The organism is Rhodanobacter sp. PCA2 (assembly GCF_013620825.1).
Classification (GTDB): domain Bacteria; phylum Pseudomonadota; class Gammaproteobacteria; order Xanthomonadales; family Rhodanobacteraceae; genus Rhodanobacter_A.
Genome location: NZ_NJIC01000019.1, coordinates 151,579 through 172,244, shown reverse-complemented (window position 1 = coordinate 172,244; position 20,666 = coordinate 151,579). Strand labels below are relative to the sequence as shown.

Below are 20,666 nucleotides of genomic sequence, written 5' to 3'. Positions count from 1 at the left end.
GGCGGTCTGCTGCGCGCATCCATTTCCGACACTTGCCCCGGTCCTACCCACCCGATTGGGTATGCGCCAGTCGTGCGCAGAGGGGCCCTACCCCCCATGGCTGTGGACGAAGTGCTGCAAGCGTCATAAACCTGAAAGGGAGCAAGACACCGTCTTACCAACCACGGAGGCACCGCGATGACCCGATTGGCCCGGCCTGATGGCTCCCGATGCTCGCCCGCATCGCCCTGGCGAAAGCTGACCTGCCTGAGTGTCAGCGTTGCCGTGGGATTGTATGGCATGCCGTTCTTCGCCTCCGCACAGGAAACAGCGACGAACTCGGACACGCCTGCGAACCAGGCGCCGCCCCCTCCCGCACAAGGCACGCAGACCAAGGCATCGAAGAAAAAAAATGCCGTGACCCTCACCGAGGTCACCGTGACGGCGCGCCAGCGCTCCGAATCCATCAAGGACGTACCGATTGCGATCACGGCGTTCACCGATCAGCAGATCGAGGATGCGGGCATTCAATCGCCAGCGGATTTCGTGCAGCTGACGCCCAACGTGAGCATGGTGCAATCGCAGAACGCGGGCACCGACTTTCTCACGATTCGCGGCATCACCCAGGTACGCAACGGCGACCCGCCGGTGGCTACCGTGGTGGACGGCGTGCAACAAGTCAGCCCCAACCAGTTCAACCAGGACCTTTACGACCTCGACAGCATCGAGGTGCTGAAAGGCCCACAAGGCGCGCTCTACGGCCGCAACGCACTGGGCGGCGCGATTCTGATCAATACCAAGCTGCCTTCCGATACTCCTGCCGGCTGGATCCAGGTTGGTGTTGGCAACGGCCACTATCGAGACGGGGCTTTCAGCTTCAGCGGCCCGATCGGCAACGGCAAGGTGCGCTATCTGCTGTCGGGCATCGACAACTTCCTCGGCGGCCTGATCCAGAATGATTACCTGCACAGGCCCGTGGACAACGCACGTAACCGGGGACTTCGCCTGCGCGTGCTGGCCGATGTCACCGACCACTTCACGCTCGATACGCAGGCCAGCAGCTCCCGCACGATCGGCGGCTCCCTGAACTACGTGTACCAGCCGCTCTACGGCGTCGACGACGTCAACAACACCTCGATTCCGATCACGGCCAACAACAAGGGCTATGACATCCGGACCATCGATCATTTCTCGATCAAGGGCGACTACCAGACCAGCGCGGGTACCTTGACTGCCATCGCTGCACTGGATCACATCAACGAGTATTCCGACGGGGACAACTTCCCCTACACGCCGGCCATTTCCGCGAATTCACCGTTGGGCCCGGGAACTGATGGCACACAAGCCCAGTACCTGGACACCAACGCCAGGCAGGTCGAACTGCGATTCACTTCGCCCTCGGACGAGCCCCTGCGCTGGATCGCGGGAACTTCGTTCCTTCATACGGACAGCTATCTGTCCAACACCATCGGCCTGGATCTTGGCCGCGGCATCATTCGCGTCAAGAAGACGCCGGCACCCGCCAACAGCCGGAATCCGACTTCATCCTTCCTCGCCGATCGCGCCAGCGAGAACAACTCGTCGATTTTCGGACAGGTGGCCTACGACATCACCCCGAAGCTGGAAGCGGATCTGGCGTGGCGCTACGACCGCTTCCAGCTCACCCAACGCGATGTCTCCATGCCCCAATTCGACCCCTTTGCCGGGCAGGTCCGCCATGGCACATTCAGCAAGTCGCAACCCAAATTCACCCTTACCTACAAGGCGAACACGGACTTCACCTTCTACGGAAGCTGGGGTGTGGGGTTCCGCAGCGGCGGGTTCAACCAGAACGGTACCGGTGCGGATGCGGCAAGCGTGGGGTTGATCGGCGTCAGCGATCTTTACCAGCCTGAAACGGCCAAGAGTGCCGAACTGGGGTTCAAGAGCTCGCTGGACGACAATCGGCTGCAAATCAACGGCAGCATGTTTGACACCCGGGATCGCAATCAACTGTATTTCGTCTTCGTCGGGGCGCTTGGCGCGCAGGTGCTGACCAACATCGACAAGGTGGATCTGCGTGGCTACGAACTGGATGCCAAGTTCCGCGTCCTCGACGACCTGACCGTGTATGGCGCTTATGGCTATACGCATAGTCAGATCAAAAAGTTCGGGCTCGATCCGAGCAACGTGGGCAATGCAGCCCCCTACATCCCGCGCTACACCTCGAACATCGGCTTCCAATACTCGCCAGCATTGGGCAGCCGCCTCAATGGCCTGTTGCGCCTGGACTACGAAGTCATCGGTCCCCAGTTCTGGGATCCGGGGAATACCACCGAACGCAAGGCTGTCGACCTGCTCAACCTGCGACTCGGCGTGGAAAGCTGGGATGGCAAATGGACCGCGACGCTCTGGGCAAAGAACGCCACCAACTCACGCTACAACGCCGAGTACGTACTGGGTGGCTTCACGCAGATCGCCGAGCCACGCAGCTACGGCATCGACTTCCGCTACAACCTGTACTGATGCCTTTCTTTCGTAGGGACGTCGATTCGATCGTCCCCCGACTGCGGCGGCACCCTCCCCTCGATGTTTTCCCCGAGGCCATGGATGGCCATCTTTACCTTTCCCGGAATCGCCCATGAGTTCGAAAGCATCCCTGCGCGTTGCAACCGACATCGGTGGCACATTCACTGATCTGGTCTGTTTCTATACCGACGAAGCCAGTGGCGCGCAGCACATCGTGACCGCCAAGGTCGATACCACTCCGCCTCAATTCGAACGCGGCGTACTCAATGTGATGCGGAAGGCCAACGTTTCCATGCCGGACGTGGTCTTTCATGCGCACGGAACGACCGTTGTCATCAACGCGCTGACTGAACGAAAAGGCGAGAAGGTCGCCCTTGTCACGACCGAAGGCTTCCGCGATTCGCTCGAAATCGCACGCGGCAACAGGCCGGATTTCTTCAATCTTTCCTACCGCAAACCCGAGCCCTTCGTACCCCGCCATCTGCGCCGGGAAATCCCGGGACGACTGGCGCCTGACGGACACGAACGCGCGCCGCTCGATCTCAGTGTCCTGCCCGGGATCCTCGACGACTTTCGCAAGGAACAGGTGCAAGCCATTGCCGTGTGCCTGTTGCATGCCTATGCCAACCCTGTCCACGAACAGCGTGTACTCGAAGAGGTGCGTCGGCTCTGGCCGGAAGTGCCATTGGTGGCCTCGCACCAGATCACCCGCGAGTGGCGCGAATACGAACGTACCAGCACGACGGTCTTTTCCGCCTACGTGCAGCCGACGGCCGCCCGCTACCTGACCGGTCTGAAAAGCGGATTGCTCGCCGACGGTTTCGGCGGGCAGCTCTACGTCATGCAGTCCAACTGCGGCGTGGACTCCATCGAGCACGCCATGGAGACTCCCATCACGATGGTCGAGTCCGGGCCGGCCAGCGGCTTCTGGGGCGCGGCGGAACTGGGGTTGCTGATCGGCGAACCCAATGTACTTGCATTGGACATCGGCGGCACGACGGCCAAATGCAGCCTCATCGAGAATGGCCAGGTCAAGATCATGACCGACTACTGGATCGAACGCAGCGGGCAATCGGCCGGCTATCCGATCATGGTTCCCGTGGTCGATCTGGTCGAAATCGGCAACGGCGGCGGCAGCATCGCCTGGCTCGATTCCTTCGGCAAAATGCACGTGGGGCCGAAGTCGGCGGGTTCGGTGCCGGGTCCGGCGGCCTACGGCAATGGCGGCACCCAGGCGACGACCACGGATGCCAACGTACTGCTGCGCCGGATCAATCCGGAATTCTTCTGTGGCGGCGCCATTGCCGCCGACCTCGCCGCCGTGGATCGCGCGCTGGCCCCTCTGGCGGCCGGCCTGCAAATGACCCCGGTTGAAGTGGCACGGGGCATCGTGCGCATCGCCAACAACAACATGGTGAACGCGCTGAAGCTCGTTTCGATGAATCGCGGCCACGATCCGCGCGATTTCGTGCTGGTGGCATTCGGCGGCGGCGGCCCGATGCATGCGGCAGCGCTGGCGGCCGAACTCAACATACGCAAGGTCGTCATTCCCCGAGCAGCGGATGTGTTCAGCGCGTGGGGCATGCTGATGAGCGGGCTGCGCCGCGATTACTTCATCAGCCATCTGGAAAGCCTGGATGCGTCGCACGCCCCCACGATCGACCGGTTGGTCGTGGAAAACGAGAAGGCCGCACTCGAACAACTCGGCAAGGAAGGCGTCCCGCCAACCCAAGTACGGTTCCTGCGCTACGCCAAGCTCCGCTACGAGAATCAGGAGCACCACGTCGAAGTGATCATGCCCGCAAGGGCTTTCGATGCCGCCGGCGTCGACGAGATCAGCAAGGCATTCCATGTCGCTTACGAACACGAGTACACCTATCAACTGAACGCCGCCATCGAGTTCGTCGGCCTGCATATCGTCGCCTTCGCCGACATCGGCAAGCTGACGCCGGGGCGGCTACCTGCCACGGGCCGATCGTTGACCGATGCGCTGAAGGGAACACGCAGGGTCGATTTCGACACGCAAGGCGTCCACGATGCGGGCATCTACGACGGTCTGCTGCTCGAACCGGACATGCGTTTCGATGGCCCTGCGGTGATCGAGACCCCCGGCACCACCATCTTGATCCATCCGGGCAACCGTGTGTCCATCGACGATTACGGCAATGTGCACATCGACATCGAGGGAGCTGCGTCATGAACCGGGCCGCCGACACAATCACTTTGGAAATCATTCAGAGCTCGCTGCAAGCCATCTCCGACGAAATGTTCGCCGCGATGCGCAAGACGGCGATGAGCGCCATCATCTATGAAGTGCTGGACATGGGCACTTGCATCACCGATGGCCAAGGCAATCTGGCCTCCAGCGGTGCGGGCATCCCCGGTTTCGTGGGCGTTCTCGACAAGGCCGTCAAAAGCATCCTGGCGCTGCACGCCAAGCCCGGCGACATTCTTCCCGGCGACATCTTCATCACCAACGATCCCTATTTCGGCGGTGTTACCCACCTGAACGACAACGTGTTGCTGATGCCGGTTTTCGCCGACGACGAGCTGATCGCCTGGGCCGCCAACATCGCGCACTGGAACGATGTCGGTGGTGCGGCGCCCGGCTCGTTCTCGCCGGACGCGAAAGAGATCTTTCAGGAAGGCATTCGCCTTCCCGCCGTGAAGCTATTCGAACGAGGGGATCTGATTCGCCCCGTATTCGACATCATCAAGACCAACAGCCGCCTGCCCGACTTTCTCGAAGGGGACCTATGGGCCGGCGTGGCCGCCGCACGCATCGGCGCGCGGCGCATCGCGGAACTGGTTGCGAAGTACGGCAAGCCCATTTTCCTCGAAGCAATGAAGCACTTCATGGATTACGGCGAACAGGTCGCCCTGGAAGGTCTGAAAGCCCTGCCGAAGGGGCGCTTCACCATCGAAGAGGCGCAAGACAATGGCATGACCTACAAGGCCACCATCGACATCAGGGATGACAGCTTTGTCGTCGACCTGACCGACAACCCGCCGCAAGACAACGGGCCGAACAACTGCAGCCAGGATGACAGCCTGGTATCCGTCCAGATGATGTTCAAGAACATCACCGATCCGTATGGCGTTACCAATGGCGGCACGTTCCGTCCGATCCAGTTGAAAACCCGGGAAGGTACCGTGTTTCATGCCAAGCCACCGGCGGCCATCGGCATCTACTACGAGGTAGGCATGCGTTTGTATGACCTGCTGTGGCGCTGTCTCGCTCCCCATATGGGCGACACGCTGCCAAGCGGCCACTTTTCAAGTATCTGCGGCACCGTCATCGGTGGCGTGCATCCGGACACGGGACGGCATTTCACCATCGTCGAGCCTGAAATCGGCGGCTGGGGCGGCAGCCACGATGCCGACGGCAACAGCGCCATGTTCAGTGCCATGCATGGGGAAACTTTCAACTGCCCCGCAGAAATCGCCGAAACGCGCTACGGCCTCTACGTGGATCGACTCGCCCTCAACGACGAGCCGGGCGGTGAAGGTCAGCACCGCGGCGGCAAGGGCATCGTGCTCGATTACAGGGTACGCAGCGACGGTTGCTTCCTGACGGCTTCGTACTCGCGCAACAAGCATCATCCCTGGGGCTTGCAAGGCGGCAGGGAAGGTTCCTCGAACTACGTGCGCGTGATCCGGGCCAACGGTGAGACCCGGGACTTCGCCGTAGTCACCTCGCTGGAGGTCAATCGAGACGACGTCATTCGTATCGTCACGGCCAACGGCGGCGGCTATGGCGACCCAGCCAAGCGATCGCGAGAAGCCATCGTCTCCGACCTCAAGAACGGTTACCTCGATGCTCGCCGGGCGGCTGATGTTTACGGCTACCGCCACGAGGCAGGCTGATGGTCAGTGAAACCACGTGGCGAAACGAATACGGGTCGCTCATGCGCCTTCGCGAAGGCACCGATGGATGTGTGCGGGGGCTTTACCGTTCCACGACCGGATCCAGCGGCGATTATCACGTCACCGGGTTCATCGAGCCCGCCGCGATCGACGGTAACCATGCCCGTGCACTGTCCCTGGGCATCAGTTGGCGAGCCATTGATGGCGATGATGAAGAACCCGGTTCGCAATGGGTGTCCGGGCTGAGCGGGCAGCTTCTGCACACGCCGCAAGGCCCTCGCCTGCTGTTGATGCACAACCTGGTCGTCTCGACTCATGCCCCTGCACCGAAAGGTACCGGGTTTCACCTGGACAAGTTGCAATACGAACCAACGGGAGAATCCCTTCCCCTTCTTTCGTTGTCCGCAAACGGGACAGCCATCGACCCGACGCACTTGCTTGGCGGAGCATGGGTTTCTACGCACGACGATTCGTTGCGACTTGAATTATCCGTCACGAAGGAAGGGGAGGTCCTGGGCGCCATGACAGAAGGCGATGCCGAGCCCGGCCCTATTCGGGGCTATGCCGACGCACTGGCGTCGAACAATACCCCCACCTTGCACGGCGTGAGTCTCACCGGCTGGTCTGCACAAAGGCGATGCGCGTACAGCCTTGCGGGTTGGCTGACAGTCGAAGGAACCGAACTTTGTCTGCTCGATTTGAGCAGCTCTGCCACGAATCATGGCAGCCGCTATTTGCAAACCCAGGCGCAAGGCATGCGATTCCGACGTCTCCGTACCTGAGGTATGTCTGGTTGATCGACTGCCTGCCCGTCATTCCTGGGGAAGCAGGAATCCAGTGCCTTCGCGAAGGCAGCCGGGGTGAAGGTCGGGACGATCCGCTTCTACCAGCACAAGGGATTGCGTCGCGACGTCTAGAAGGTCCGGAAAAAGTGAAGCGCCAGACCTGAGCGCAACCATCGCGGCGACTTGTCGATCGCGGCTGCGAGTTTGGGGTGGTTTGTTGGCTGGACCTGCATTTCAGCGGCAGGTTGTCCGCTTGGCGTGAAAAATGCGGCGGGTTGTCGGTCTGTAGTCTGTACGTCAACTCGCCGCGTCATATCGAAATATCTATTTATATTCAATTACCTAGAAATTCGGCAGTTTCACATCGTCAGACACCTGCAAGCGTCTGAACACAAAGGCACTGGATTCCTGCGTTCGCAGGAATGACGAGCAGGCAACCGATTAATCAGACATTCCCCAAAGCACGGGCCAGCCGTCGCCGGGTCCGCACCTGGTACGTCTCCGCCGAGGGCTTCCGGGAACTCCGGCGCAGCTGCTTCTTGAGCCTCAAGGCGTGCGCCAAGTTCCTGGGCGTCTCGGTGCGGACGGTGCAGCATTGGGACACTGGCCGTTGCCGGGTGCCGTGGTCAGCGGTCCGGCTGCTGCGCCTGCACCGGCTGGGCGACGTGGGCGCGCTGCATGATCGCTGGGCCGGTTGGATCGTCAACAGCCGCACCGGCGAGCTGATTAGTCCCAGCGGCTACAGCTTCCAGCCTGGGCGGCTGGCGAACTGGACCGTCGTCTATGCCGAGGCACGGCTCTGGCACGAGGAATACGAGCGGCGCGCGGCTGGGGGTGTGGGGGCCTTGGCCCCCGCGAGGCCGCAGGCCGTGACGCTTCAACCCGAAGTCTGGAAGGCGGAGGTGACCACCGAGGCTTTGCCCTCCCCTCCGCCGGAGCCACTCCCCGCCGAGTAGATGTTGACCAAAGTCAACCGGACCTGGGAGGGGCCGACCTATAGTCGCGGGCACGCCGCAAGCGCGGCATGCATGTCCACCTGCCTTGCATGCGCGAGCCTGCAGTTCTCGTGGCTGGTGTGGCATGACCCGGCTGCTGCCGGGCGACGAGACACGGAAGGTGTTGTTGCAAGATGAGGTGCCGGTGCCGGTTTGCCACTGATCGACGCGGCGCGAGCACTCGACGCACCACGTTGCCTGTTCGCCGCCCCACTCGGCGACGAACGCGAGGCCTGCAAGCTTGTGCGAGCCTGGTGTGCACCAGGCTGAAGGACATGACATGAGTGTGTCGAAGCCGCCTCGCCCCGCCGCCCGGTTTGGGCTGGACCCCGCCGAAGCCGCACGTCGACTGGCCGAGCATGGCCCGAACCTGTTGCCGAGCAGCGCCCCGAAGACGCTTTGGGCGATCATCGGCGGCGTACTGCTCGAGCCGATGTTCCTCATGCTGCTGGTCGCAGGCGGCCTGTACCTGGCGCTGGGCGACCGCGCCGAGGCAGCATTCCTGCTGTCGTTCGTGTTCGTCGTCATCGGCATCACGCTGGCGCAGGAGCGCAAGACCCAGCGGGCGCTGGAATCGCTGCGCGAGTTGTCCGCGCCACGCGCGCTGGTGATCCGCGGTGGCGAGGAAGTCCGTATCCCCGGGCGCGAGGTGGTGGTCGGCGACCTGCTGGTGCTGCACGAGGGCGACCGCATCGCCGCCGATGCGCTGCTGCTGGACGGTCACCTGGACGTCGACGAATCGCTGCTGACCGGCGAGGCGGTGCCGGTGACCAAACTCCCCGGCGAAGACGCCGGCCAGCTGTTCGCCAGCACCGTGGCGACCAAGGGCGTCGGCGTCGCCGAGGTCCGTGCCATCGCCGGCGCCACCGCGGTCGGCCGCATCGGCCAGGCGCTGGCCGATGCCGTCGAGCCCGTGTCCGGCCTGCAGCAGGCTTCACGCCGGCTGATTCGCAACCTCACCGTCGGCGGCCTGCTGCTGGCCACGGCCTACGCCCTGCTCGGCTGGCTGTGGGACGGCCACGGCCTGCTGGAGAGTGTGCTGGCCGGCATCGCGCTGACCATGGCGATCCTGCCCGAAGAGATCCCGGTGATCCTCACGGTGTTCCTCGCACTGGGCGCGTGGCGGATCTCCAAACACAAGGTGCTGACCCGCCGCGTGCCGGCGGTGGAAGCGCTGGGCGCGATCTCGGTGCTGGCGGTCGACAAGACCGGCACGCTGACGCAGAACCGCATGCAGGTGGCCGAGCTGCGCCTGGTCGACGACAGCTGCCACGACGAGGAGGCCGCCGAACTGCCTGAGCCGTTCCACGAACTGGTCGAGTTCGCCATGCTGGCCACACCGGCCGACCCATTCGACCCGATGGAGAAGGCGATCCAGCGGTTTGGCCTGCACTGGCTCACCGACACCGGGCACGTGCACGCCGAGTGGTCGCCGGAATTCGAATATGCACTGTCGCCGGAGATCCTGGCGATGACCCGCGTGTTCCGCGGCGACGCGCGCGACGCGCACCTGCTGGCGACCAAGGGCGCGCCCGAGGCGGTGATCGATCTGTGCCACCTCGAGGCCGCCGACGCCGCGGCCATCCTGCGCCAGGTCGAGGCGATGGCCGAGCGCGGCCTGCGCGTGCTCGGCGTGGCCCGCGGCGAATGGCAAGGCGAAACGTGGCCGCGCAGCCAGCACGATTTCGACTTCCGCTTCCTTGGCCTGGTCGGCTTCGTCGACCCGCCGCGTCCGGAAGTGCCGGCGGCGATCGCCGAATGCCGCGGCGCCGGCGTGCGCATCGTCATGATGACCGGCGACCACCCCGCCACCGCGCGCGCGATCGCCCGCCAGGCAGGCCTGAGCGAACGCGCCGAGGTAATCACCGGCGCGGAGATGGCCTTGCTGGACGACGCCGCGCTGCGTGAGCGCCTGCGCCGCGTCGACCTGTGCGCGCGGCTCAAGCCCGAGCAGAAGCTGCGCCTGGTGCAACTGCTGCGAGAAGACGGCGAGGTGGTGGCGATGACCGGCGACGGCGTCAACGACGCGCCCGCGTTGAAGGCCGCCGACGTCGGCGTGGCGATGGGCGAGCGCGGCACCGACGTGGCGCGCGAGGCGGCCGCGCTGGTGCTGCTGGACGACAGCTTCGCCAGCATCGTCGGCGCGATCCGCCAGGGCCGGCGCATCTACGACAACATCACCAAGGCCACCCGCTTCGTGTTTGCCGTGCACATGCCGATCATCGCGCTGGCGCTGGTGCCTACCCTGCTGCACTGGCCGGTGCTGCTGATGCCGGTACATATCGTGCTGCTGGAGCTCTTGATCGACCCGGCCTGCTCGGTGGTGTTCGAGGCCGAGCCCGCCGGCGGCGACATCATGCGGCGGCCGCCGCGCGCGCCGTCGGAGTCGCCGTTCGCCGCCGCCAACCTGCGCCATGCGGTGGCCCAGGGACTCGGCATCGCCGCCATCCTGCTGCTCGGCTACAGCGCGCTGCTCGGCCATGGCCTCGACGCCGCGCAAAGCCGTGGCGCGGTGTTCATCGCGCTGGTGCTTGGCCTGTTCCTGCTGACCCTGGCCAACCGCGACCTGTCCCGCCCCGCACTGGCCCGCCTGCCGGCGAAGAACCCCTGGCTGGTGCGGATGTTCGGCGGCGTGGCGCTCATGCTGGCGGCGGTGCTTGGGGTGCCGTTCCTGCGCGGCGTGATGGGCCTGGCAATGCCGGGCGCGACCGCGCTGCTCGTCGGCGCCGGGATGCTGGTCGCCGCCATCGTCTGGCTGGAACTGCTGCGTCGCACGGCGCGCGGAAGCCCGCGCCAGACAGCCATGCCCTGAAGCCCGCGCCCGCATCGGGTGCCGCGAACGACCGGATCGGCGTACAGCGCCCCCGGTGCCGCCCCCGCGCGGCGAGCTGGTCGGCGAGAACGGCTACGGGTTCCAGCCGGGGCGGCTGGCCTTGCGGTCCATGCCGAGCAACCGTTTCAGGCGAGCGTTCTCCGCCTCCGGTTCCCTCAGTCGGCGGGCATCGGATACACCGCATATTGCGGGCGCGTCGCCCTCATGCAGGACCGTGATGGTCTGCTTTTCGATGAATCACTTCTTCATGAATTCTTCTTGCCGGTTGGGGTATAGAACTCAGCCTGCAAGTGGCTGCACGTTTCGGCTTGCGAACCTCACCACGCTGACGACGGGTCAATTCATCATGGCTGACAAGGAGATCCCCGGCATCCACCCCTACGATCAACCTGCGGGTGGTTGGGGTGCGCTACGCGCCACGGCCAAGGCAGTCTTCGAACAGATGAACGCTCCGGAGGCGGCGGTCACGCTGTTCCGGACCAACAAGCCCTACGCCCTGCGCTCCAAACGTCCCGAGGGGTTCGATTGTCCCGGCTGCGCGTGGCCCGACAAAAAGCACACTTCCACCTTCCAGTTCTGCGAGAACGGCGCCAAGGCCGTCACTTGGGAGGCGACCAGGAAACGCGTTCCGCCGGAATTCTTCGCTGCCCACACCGTGACCGAACTGCTGGGCTGGAGCGACTACCAGCTCGAGGACGAAGGGCGCCTGACCCACCCGATGGCCTACAACGCGGAGAAGGACATCTACGAAGCGGTCGACTGGGACGTGGCCGTGGCGCGCATCGGCGAGATCCTGCGTAACCAGGCGGATCCGGACACGGTCGAGTTCTACACCTCGGGCCGCGCTTCCAACGAGGCCGCGTTCCTCTATCAGCTGTTCGCCCGCGAATATGGCACGAACAATTTTCCGGACTGTTCGAACATGTGCCACGAGGCCACCAGCGTGGGCCTGCCGCAGGCTATCGGCATCGGCAAGGGCACGGTCTCGCTGGACGACTTCGACCACTGTGAGCTCATCATCGCGATGGGGCACAACCCCGGCACCAATCATCCCCGGATGATGGGCACGCTCCAGGAAGTGGCCCGCCGCGGCGCGCCTATCATCGTGTTCAATCCGCTCAAAGAGCGCGCGCTGGAACGCTTCACCGATCCCCAGAACCCGGTGGAGATGGCCACGTTCGGTTCGACACCCATCGCGTCCACCTACCTGCAGGTCAGGATCGGCGGCGACGCGGCCGCGCTCAAGGGGGTCATGAAGTCGCTGCTGGAAATGGACGATGCCAGCGCGCCCGGCTCCGGCGTACTCGACCATGCGTTCATCGCCGAGCACACCCGTGGTTTCGAGGAGTTGGCCGCCGACGTGAGGGCGACCTCCTGGCAGGACATCGAAGCCAGGTCCGGCCTGCCGATGCAGGCATTGCGGGATGTCGCCGCCGCATACGCCAAGTCGAATGCCACCATCATCACCTACGGCATGGGGCTGACGCAGCACCACCAGGGCACGCAGAACGTGCAGCAGGTCGCCAACCTGCTGCTGATGCGCGGCAATTTCGGCAAGCCGGGCGCAGGCATCTGTCCACTGCGTGGCCACTCCAACGTGCAGGGCGATCGCACCGTCGGCATCACCGAAAAGCCGGGTGCCGACATGCTCCGGCGCATCGAGGAGACCTTCGGCTTCAAGCCGCCGGACACGCACGGCCATGATGCCGTCGCAGCCATGCAGGCGATCAGCGAGGGGCGGTCGAAGGTGCTGATCTGCCTGGGTGGCAACCTCGCCGTCGCCATGCCGGACCCGCAGCGCTGTTTCCCGGGCATGCGCGGCCTGGAGCTGTCGGTGCATATCGGCACCAAGCTCAACCGCTCGCACCTGCTCACAGGCAAGCACTCCTTCATCCTGCCCTGCCTGGGGCGCACGGAACGCGACCTGCAGGCAGGCGGCCCGCAAGCCGTGACGGTGGAAGACTCGATGTCGATGGTTCATGCATCGCTGGGCAAGCTGCCCCCGGCCTCGCCGCACCTGCGTTCGGAGCCGGCGATCATCGCGGGCATGGCCGCAGCCACCCTGCCCCACAGCAAGGTGCCGTGGATGAAGTTCATCGAGGACTACGACCTCATCCGCGACGCCATCGAGGCCGTCTTCCCGAACTTCGCGCAATACAACGAACGCATCCTCGTCCCGGGCGGTTTCAGGTTGCCGCTGCCGCCCACGGAGCGGATCTGGAACACGCCGTCAGGCAAGGCGGAATTCCTGCGCATGAAAGGGTTGGACGAAGATCCCCTGCCCGCCGACCCGACGATCCTGACGCTGACCACCGTACGCAGCCACGACCAGTACAACACCACCATCTACGGCCTCGACGACCGCTACCGCAGCGTCTTCGGGCGACGCGACGTGGTGTTCATGAACAAGGACGACCTGGCCGAACGCGGCATCGAGCCCGGCGACGAAATCCTCGTCGAAACGGCCATCGGCCAGGGGCCGGAGCGCCAACTGGCCAAGGTCATCGCCGTTGCATACAGCATCGCCAGGGGATCCGTGGCGACCTACTACCCCGAAGCCAACTGCCTGGTGCCGCTCGACTACAACGACCAGGCCAGCGGAACGCCATCGTACAAATCCATTCCCGTGCGTATCGTGCGTGCACATGCGGAATGACGATTGCTCGAGCACGAATACGGGCAAGGCGCCGGAAATGGCCTCGATGAGTCCCGATGCGTTGCCTTCCGGGTCCGTTTCATCCGGCTATGTCGGCCGCCGCATGGAGCGATGGCGCCAGGGGCATGGCGAACAGGTCGAGGATTGCATCGCCGAGGAAATGCCCATCGCCATGCAGTACAACGGCGTGTCCTTCGCGGTGATGATGGCAACGCCGCGCGATCTGGAGGACTTCGCGCTCGGCTTTTCGCTCAGCGAACGGCTGGTCGCCGAGCCGGCGCAACTTGAATCCATCGTGCAGGCCGAACTGCTCGAAGGCATCCGCCTCTCCATCACGGTGGCTCCCGCTGCTCCCGCTGCACGTCTCGACGGCGCGACCCAGCGCCTGCTGCCCGGGCGCGGAAGCTGTGGCATCTGCGGCGCGCGCGAGCTGGAGGATGCGGTGCGCCAACCCGAGCGCATCCGGCACGCCGCCACGTTCCGTACCGGAGCGCTGGAACGCGCCCTGGCCCAGTTGCAGGCCAGGCAGCCGATGAATGCCGCCACCGGTGCCATGCATGCCGCCGTCTGGGCCGACGCCGAGGGCAACGTGATGCTGGTGCGCGAGGACGTAGGCCGGCACAACGCACTCGACAAGCTGATCGGCGCCATGGTCCGCGCAGGCATGGCGCCTGGCTCCGGCATGTTGTTGCTGACCAGCCGCGCCAGCTACGAAATGGTCGCCAAGGCAGCCTGTGCCGGCATCGGTTTCATGGCGGCGATTTCCGCACCCACGGCACTGGCCGTGGAATTGGCGCGCAGCGCCGGCGTATGCCTGGTCGGCTTCGCCCGGCCGGGTAGCCACAACATCTACACGCATCCTGAGCGGCTGGTTTCCGGGTAGACGATGGACCATCGGCGTCGGCGCCGTCGATGCGGTCTGCTCCACACCGTTCGATCGCCTTCGGCGCGATGGTCAGCCCACCAGTGTGCCGGCTGGCAGGACGGCGGATTCCCTGCACGCATGCAAACAACATTTGCAATGGCGCAACGCGGGTTGACAACCCGCAGGCCCGGTAAGAGGGTCGCCCCCTAGATGCCGCCTGTCCGGGCGGCACTGCAGAAGCAGGGGCCGCCGATGCTGGTGCAATCCTCAGATGAAACCTCTCGCGGGCTGGCCGACGCCGAGGTGCGCGCTGCCCTGGCGGCGGCCGAAGACCCTTCCGTCGACCCGGTCGAACGTGCCGAGATGCTGGTGGAGATCGCCCGCGGCCTGCAGCTGAAACCGCGGAATCCGCAGCAGTTGCACGATGCCGTGACTCTGTACCGGCGTGCGCGGGCGCTGGTGCCGGAGGGCGAGAGCCTCCTGGCGGCACGCACCCTCGCCCGCGAGGGCACCGCCCACCAGGCCCTGCCCGACGGCGGCGCCGGATCGCTGCAGGACGCCCTCGCCTGCTTCGAGGCGGCGCGGCCGGTACTGGACGAACTCGGCCTGCCGGAAGAGACCGCCGAGGTCGACCTGAACCTGGGGCTGGTCGCGCAGTCGCTGGCCGCTGCCGGGCTGGCGCGCATCCAGGACGCGATTTCGTACTACCACCGCGCACTGAAAGTGTTCAGCGAAACCGCGTTTCCGCGGGAACACGCGGTCGTCCACAACAACCTGGCGATCATCTATCTGTCGTTGCCGGCCAGCGACAAGGCCGGCGAATTGCGCGAGGCGATGGCGGTGCAGTCGTTCGAGCAGGTGCTGAAGGTGGTGAACCTGGTTGACCACCCGGTCGAATACGCGATGGCGCAGAACAACCTCGGCAACGCCCTGCAGTACGCACCGGGCGGCAACCGCATCGCCAACTTGCTGCGCGCGGTCGAGGCCTACGACGAGGCGCTGAAAGTGCGCAGCTCGCGCGACACGCCGGCCGAGTACGCCAACACCATCGCCAACAAGGCGAATGCGCTGGCCAACCTGCCCGACGATCCAGCCGACCCGCTTTCCGGCCAGCAGCGCAACCTGCGCGAAGCGCGGGCGCTGTACCGCGAGGCACAGGCACTGTTCGTCGAACGCGGCCTGCCCGGCCACGCCGACGCGGTCGCCGACGCGCTGGCCATGCTCGGCGACGACGCTGGCCACACACCCGACTCCACTGCACTCCAAGGAATCCAATGATGGCATCCACCCTGCTGCTGTTCCCGCTCGTCACCATCCTGTTCGGCGCCGTCGGCGGCGCGCTCGGCGGCCTCAAGCTGGCCGGAGCCGAACTGGGCAAGGAACTTGCCTCGCTGATGGGCGCGTTCTACGGGCTGGTCGCCGCGGTTCCGGCCGCGCTGGTCGCCGCCATCGTCCTCCATCTGGTTCGGAGCTGACCGCCATGTTCGACATGTTCCTCAACTCGGCCAAGCTGTTCCTGCGCGGCAAGCTTTTCCAGAACTCCAGCCAGGTGCTGAAGCAGTGGCTGGTCGGGCTGGCGATCACCCTGGCCGTGCTGCTCGCGCTGGCGTTGCTGGTCAACCCGCTGATCGCGGCGATCAGCGGCGGCCTGCTGGGCGGCGCGCTGATGCCGTACCTGTTCAAGGACCTCAAGTACCGCTGATCGGATATCGCCGACATGCCAGCAGACGCCAGTATCCAGACGACCCCGGACAACGCCGCCGAACGGCTGGCGAAGCTGGCCAGCGACGTAGCGATGCTGGAGGCGATCGGAGCGGCATGGCCGCCGGATCAGCAGGCGACGCTCGCCCGCCTGAAGGACGCGATCGAGGCGCTGCACCGCGAGGCGCTGCTGCGCATCGTGCAGGGCTTGCGCGAGGACCCTGCCGCCGCGCAGCAATTGCGCAAGGTCGTGCAGGATCCGCTGGTGTTCGGCGTGCTGCGCCTGCACGGGCTGGTGCGCGATCCGCTCGAGTCGCGGGTGCGCGCGGCGCTGGAGTCGGTGGCGCCGTTCCTCGCCGAGCACGGCGGCGGCGTCCAGCTGGTCGCGATCAAGCCGCCGGATACGGTCGAAGTGCGCCTGACCGGCGCCTGCAACGGCTGCCCCGCCGCCGGCATGACCCTGCACCAGGGCGTGGAGAAGGCGATCCGGGAGTACGCGCCGGAGATCACCCGGATCGCCGCGGTCAAGGGCGCCGAACCGGCGAACGACGGCAAGAAGATCCCGCTGCACTTCGTCAGCCCGTTCGCGAGGGAAAACGACGGCGGCTTCGTCGACGCCTGCGCGCTCGACGAGTTGCCGCTCGGCGTTGCGACCGCGCTCGCCGTCTCCGGCCGCGAGGTGCTGTTCTGGCGCGACCACGACAGCGTCAGCTGCGTGGACAACGCCTGTGCCCACCTCGGCATGCCGCTGGATGGCGGCGAGGTGGTCGATGGCATGATCGAATGCCCGCACCACGGCTTCCAGTACCGGCTCGACACCGGCGAATGCCTGACCGTGCCTGAAGTGCAGCTGGTGGTGCACGCGGTGCGCGTACGCGACGGTCGCGTCGCGGTGAAGCTGGAGGCCTAGCGTATGAACGCGCAGGTGTTTCATGTTTCGCTGGCGCGGCAACGCGAACGGACGGCGGCGCCGGAGGCATTGGCGCGTGGTGGCGCACGCGTGATGCTCGGCGCGCGCGCCGAGACGCTGGACGACATCCTGCTCGCGACGGCGTCGATCGTGCCGGCGGCGGATACGCTGTTCGGCCCGCGCGGCGCCACGATCACCCGCGACGGCGCGCTGTGGGTCTGCGACACCGGCCACCATCGCCTGCTCGGCTGGCCTTCGCTGCCGGATCGGGACGGCGAGGCGGCGACCTGGCTGTTCGGGCAGCCGGACTTCGACCGCGAAGGCCGCAACGCGAACGGGCCGGTGTCCGCGCAGACATTGAACGTGCCGACCGGGATCTGCGCGGTGGGCGACGGGCTGGCCGTCGCGGACGCATGGAACCATCGCGTGTTGATCTGGCTGCGCTCGCCGGCTTCGAGTCATCAGGCGCCGGACGTCGTGCTCGGGCAGGCGGATCTCGATTCGGGCGGGATCAATCGCGGCTGCGACGGTCCCGCCGCCGACACCTTGTACTGGCCGTACGGCGTGCATTTCGACGGCGAACGCCTGTGGGTGGCCGACACCGGCAACCGCCGCGTGCTGCGCTGGGACCGGGTGCCGGAGCGCAACGGCCAAGCGGCCGACGGCGTGCTCGGGCAACCCGACTTTCTCCATCGCGACGAGAACGCCGGCGGGATCGATGCCGGCAGCCTGCGCTGGCCGCACGCGATCGCGCACTGGAACGGCGGACTGGCCGTCGCGGATGCCGGCAACAACCGCGTGCTGTTCTGGCGCGACGCCGCACCGCGCGACCATGCGCCGGCCGACATCGTGATCGGCCAGCGCGACGCACAGGCCGTCGACCACAACCGCGGCGAATACTGGCCGACCGCAGGCAGTTTCAACATGCCCTATGCCGCCGCCGTGCACCGCGGCCGGCTGCTGGTGGGCGACACCGCGAACTCGCGCATCCTGCGCTACGACGCGCCGGACGACGCCGAAGCCCTGGCGCTTGCCGGGCAGTTCTCGTTCGCCGACAAGGGCGACAACCGCTGGCAGCCGGCAACGCGCGAATCGATCTGCTGGCCGTACAACCTGTCGGTGCACGGCGACCTGTGCGTGATCGCCGATTCGGGGAACAACCGCGTGCTGCTGTGGGAGATCGCCGGATGAGCCCGCAATCGGTTGCCGTCGCGAATGCCGAAGGCCTGCGCCTGAATGTCCGCGGCATCGTCCAGGGGGTGGGCTTCCGCCCGGCGACGCTGCGGCTGGCGCGCGATCACCATGTCACCGGCACGGTACGCAACGAAGGCACCGCCGTCGTCATCGAAGCCTTTGCCGCGACCGACGACCTCGCCGCCTTCGTCGACGCGGTGCGCTCGCTGCACCGCGGCGGCGCCCGTGTCGACGCATTGCAGACCGAGCCCCTGCCCGGCGCCGGTGCGCCGGCCGATTTCCGCGTCGTCGCCAGCACCTCGGCGCAACCCGGCCTCGGCATCGCCCCCGACCTCGCGGCCTGCCCGGACTGCGTCGCGGAAACGCTGGACCCGTTCTCGCGCCGCTATCGCTATCCGTTCACCGCGTGCACCGACTGCGGCCCGCGCCTGTCGGTGTTCGTGCACACGCCATACGACCGCAACAACACCACGCTCGCCGCTTTTCCGTTGTGCAAGGACTGCGCGAAGGAATACGCCGACATCGACGACCGCCGCTTCCACGCCGAAGCGACGGCCTGCCACGCCTGCGGCCCGCGGGCGACGTTGCGGCGCATGGACGGCAAGGCCTTCGCGCTGGACGCGCTGAGCTTCCTCGACGAGGTCGATGCAGCGACCTCGCTGCTCGGCAAGGGCGAAACGGTCGTGGTGAAGGGCCTGGGCGGCTACCAGCTTGCCTGCGACGCGGCGAACGAGGCGGCCGTCGCGAAGCTGCGCGCGACCAAGCACCGCGAAGCCAAACCGTTCGCGCTGATGGTCAAGGACCTCGACATGCTGCGCGAGTACTGCGTCATCGACGGGGAATCCGAAGCCGCATTGACCAGTCCGCAGGCGCCGATCGTGCTGCTGCCGCGCCGCGACGACGCGCCGCCGCTGGCGTCCGGCATCGCACCGGGCCTGTCGACGCTCGGCGTGATGCTGCCGAACACACCGCTGCACCACCTGCTGATGCGCCGCCGCCGCGCGCCCATCGTGCTGACCAGCGGCAACCTCAGCGACGAGCCGCAGGCGATCGACGCCGAACAGGTCGCGTCGCGGCTGTCGCACTGCGCCGACTGGGTGCTGGACCACAACCGCCCGATCGCCCGCCGCGTCGACGACTCGGTCGGTCGCGTGGTCGCCGGCGGGTTCCGCGTGATGCGCCGCGCCCGCGGCTATGCGCCGGCGCCGCTGCTGCTGCCGCGGGGCTTCGACGCCAGGACGCAGGTGCTGGCGCTGGGCGGCGACCTGAAGAACACCTTCGCCCTGCTCCGCGACGGCCAGTGCGTGCTGTCGCAGCACATCGGCGACCTGCACGACGCCGCATGCCATGCCGACTGGGAACGCGCGCTGGCCGATTACCTCGGCTATTACGACTTCGAACCCGACCTGGTCGCCTGCGACCTGCACCCCCAGTACGCCAGCACGCAGCTGGCCGAACGCCGATACGCGTCGCGCCGCGTGTCCGTGGGACACCACCACGCGCACATCGCCGCCTGCCTCGGCGAGCATGGCTGGCCGCGCGACGGCGGCAAGGTCCTGGGCATCGCGCTGGACGGCCTCGGCATGGGCGAAGACGGCGAACTGTGGGGCGGCGAGTTCCTGCATTGCGACTATGCCGAATGCACCCGCGTCGGCACGCTGAAGCCGGTGGCGCTGATCGGCGGCGACCTCGCCTCGCGCGAGCCGTGGCGCAACACCTACGCGCACATCATGGCCGAGATGGGGTGGGCGCGGTTCGCCATGAACTTCTCCGGGCTGGAGCTCTGCCGTTTCCTCGAATCCAGGCCGCGCGACCTGCTTTCCGCGATGATCGGGAACCGCGCCAACGCGCCGCTGGCCAGCAGCGCCGGGCGCCTGTTCGATGCCGTCGCCGCGGCGATCGGCATCTGCCGCGAACGGGTTGCCTACGAGGGCGAGGCGGCGATCCGGATGGAGGCGACGATCCGCGACGAGCACCTGGCCGAGGATGGCGAACTCGACTACCCGTTCCAGATCCCGCGCCTCGACAAGGGCAAGGGGCTGCCGTACATCGAGCCGCTGGCGATGTGGCAGGCGTTGCTCGGCGACATGGTCCTCGGCACGCCGGCGGCGCTGATGGCCGCGCGCTTCCACCGCGGTTTCGCCAACGCGGTGGCGATGATGGCAAGCAAGTTCGTCGACGAACTGGGCTACGACACCGTGGCCCTGTCCGGCGGCGTGTTCCAGAACAAGGTGCTGGCCGAGCGCGTGGTCGCCTGCCTGCGGGAGCGCGGCCTGCGCGCGCTCCTGCCCGGCCGGCTGCCGGCCAACGATGGCGGGCTGGCGTTCGGGCAGGCGCTGATCGCGCTGGCCAGAAACAACTAGGAGGGGGTGG

At 66.1% G+C, this 20,666-nt stretch carries 14 protein-coding genes; all 14 read left to right on the top strand.

Annotation, left to right across the window (positions count from 1 at the left end):
• Positions 1 to 177: 177 nt before the first annotated feature.
• The 14 genes from PCA_RS07825 (at position 178) to hypF (ending at position 20,656) form a co-directional block, all read left to right on the top strand.
• Entirely contained in the window at positions 178 to 2,484 is a 2,307-nt protein-coding gene (locus PCA_RS07825; RefSeq protein WP_181302028.1) for a TonB-dependent receptor, read from the top strand.
• A gap of 115 nt (positions 2,485 to 2,599) precedes the next feature.
• On the top strand, positions 2,600 to 4,687 hold the full coding sequence (locus PCA_RS07820; RefSeq protein WP_181302027.1) for a hydantoinase/oxoprolinase family protein: 2,088 nt from the start codon (positions 2,600 to 2,602) through the stop codon (positions 4,685 to 4,687).
• Entirely contained in the window at positions 4,684 to 6,354 is a 1,671-nt protein-coding gene (locus PCA_RS07815) for a hydantoinase B/oxoprolinase family protein (protein WP_181302026.1), read from the top strand. The genes PCA_RS07820 and PCA_RS07815 overlap by 4 nt, the downstream gene beginning before the upstream one ends.
• Positions 6,354 to 7,136, top strand: a complete 783-nt coding sequence (locus PCA_RS07810) for an avidin/streptavidin family protein (RefSeq protein ID WP_181302025.1) — start codon at positions 6,354 to 6,356, stop codon at positions 7,134 to 7,136. Before PCA_RS07815 ends, PCA_RS07810 begins: the two co-directional genes overlap by 1 nt.
• Before the next feature lie 425 nt (positions 7,137 to 7,561).
• On the top strand, positions 7,562 to 8,095 hold the full coding sequence (locus tag PCA_RS07805) for a VC1465 family Xer recombination activation factor (protein WP_255436727.1): 534 nt from the start codon (positions 7,562 to 7,564) through the stop codon (positions 8,093 to 8,095).
• A 319-nt stretch (positions 8,096 to 8,414) separates the two neighbouring features.
• A complete protein-coding gene (locus PCA_RS07800; protein WP_181302023.1) occupies positions 8,415 to 10,946 on the top strand; it encodes a cation-translocating P-type ATPase in 2,532 nt (843 codons plus the stop codon).
• A gap of 367 nt (positions 10,947 to 11,313) precedes the next feature.
• Positions 11,314 to 13,623 carry an FdhF/YdeP family oxidoreductase gene (locus PCA_RS07795; RefSeq protein WP_181302022.1) on the top strand — a complete coding sequence of 770 codons (2,310 nt, stop codon included), beginning with the start codon at positions 11,314 to 11,316 and terminating at the stop codon, positions 13,621 to 13,623.
• A 103-nt stretch (positions 13,624 to 13,726) separates the two neighbouring features.
• A complete protein-coding gene (gene fdhD / locus PCA_RS07790) occupies positions 13,727 to 14,506 on the top strand; it encodes a formate dehydrogenase accessory sulfurtransferase FdhD (RefSeq protein ID WP_255436726.1) in 780 nt (259 codons plus the stop codon).
• Positions 14,507 to 14,740: 234 nt separating this feature from the next.
• Positions 14,741 to 15,766, top strand: coding sequence for a hypothetical protein (locus tag PCA_RS07785; protein WP_181302020.1), 1,026 nt, complete (start codon positions 14,741 to 14,743; stop codon positions 15,764 to 15,766).
• Positions 15,766 to 15,963 carry a hypothetical protein gene (locus tag PCA_RS07780; protein WP_181302019.1) on the top strand — a complete coding sequence of 66 codons (198 nt, stop codon included), beginning with the start codon at positions 15,766 to 15,768 and terminating at the stop codon, positions 15,961 to 15,963. The genes PCA_RS07785 and PCA_RS07780 overlap by 1 nt, the downstream gene beginning before the upstream one ends.
• A gap of 5 nt (positions 15,964 to 15,968) precedes the next feature.
• Complete coding sequence (locus PCA_RS07775) at positions 15,969 to 16,190, top strand: hypothetical protein (protein WP_181302018.1); 222 nt, start codon at positions 15,969 to 15,971, stop codon at positions 16,188 to 16,190.
• Positions 16,191 to 16,205: 15 nt separating this feature from the next.
• On the top strand, positions 16,206 to 17,099 hold the full coding sequence (locus PCA_RS07770; RefSeq protein ID WP_181302017.1) for a NifU family protein: 894 nt from the start codon (positions 16,206 to 16,208) through the stop codon (positions 17,097 to 17,099).
• Between the two features lie 3 nt (positions 17,100 to 17,102).
• On the top strand, positions 17,103 to 18,290 hold the full coding sequence (locus PCA_RS07765; protein ID WP_181302016.1) for an NHL repeat-containing protein: 1,188 nt from the start codon (positions 17,103 to 17,105) through the stop codon (positions 18,288 to 18,290).
• A complete protein-coding gene (hypF, locus tag PCA_RS07760) occupies positions 18,287 to 20,656 on the top strand; it encodes a carbamoyltransferase HypF (protein ID WP_181302015.1) in 2,370 nt (789 codons plus the stop codon). The genes PCA_RS07765 and hypF overlap by 4 nt, the downstream gene beginning before the upstream one ends.
• Positions 20,657 to 20,666: the final 10 nt, after the last annotated feature.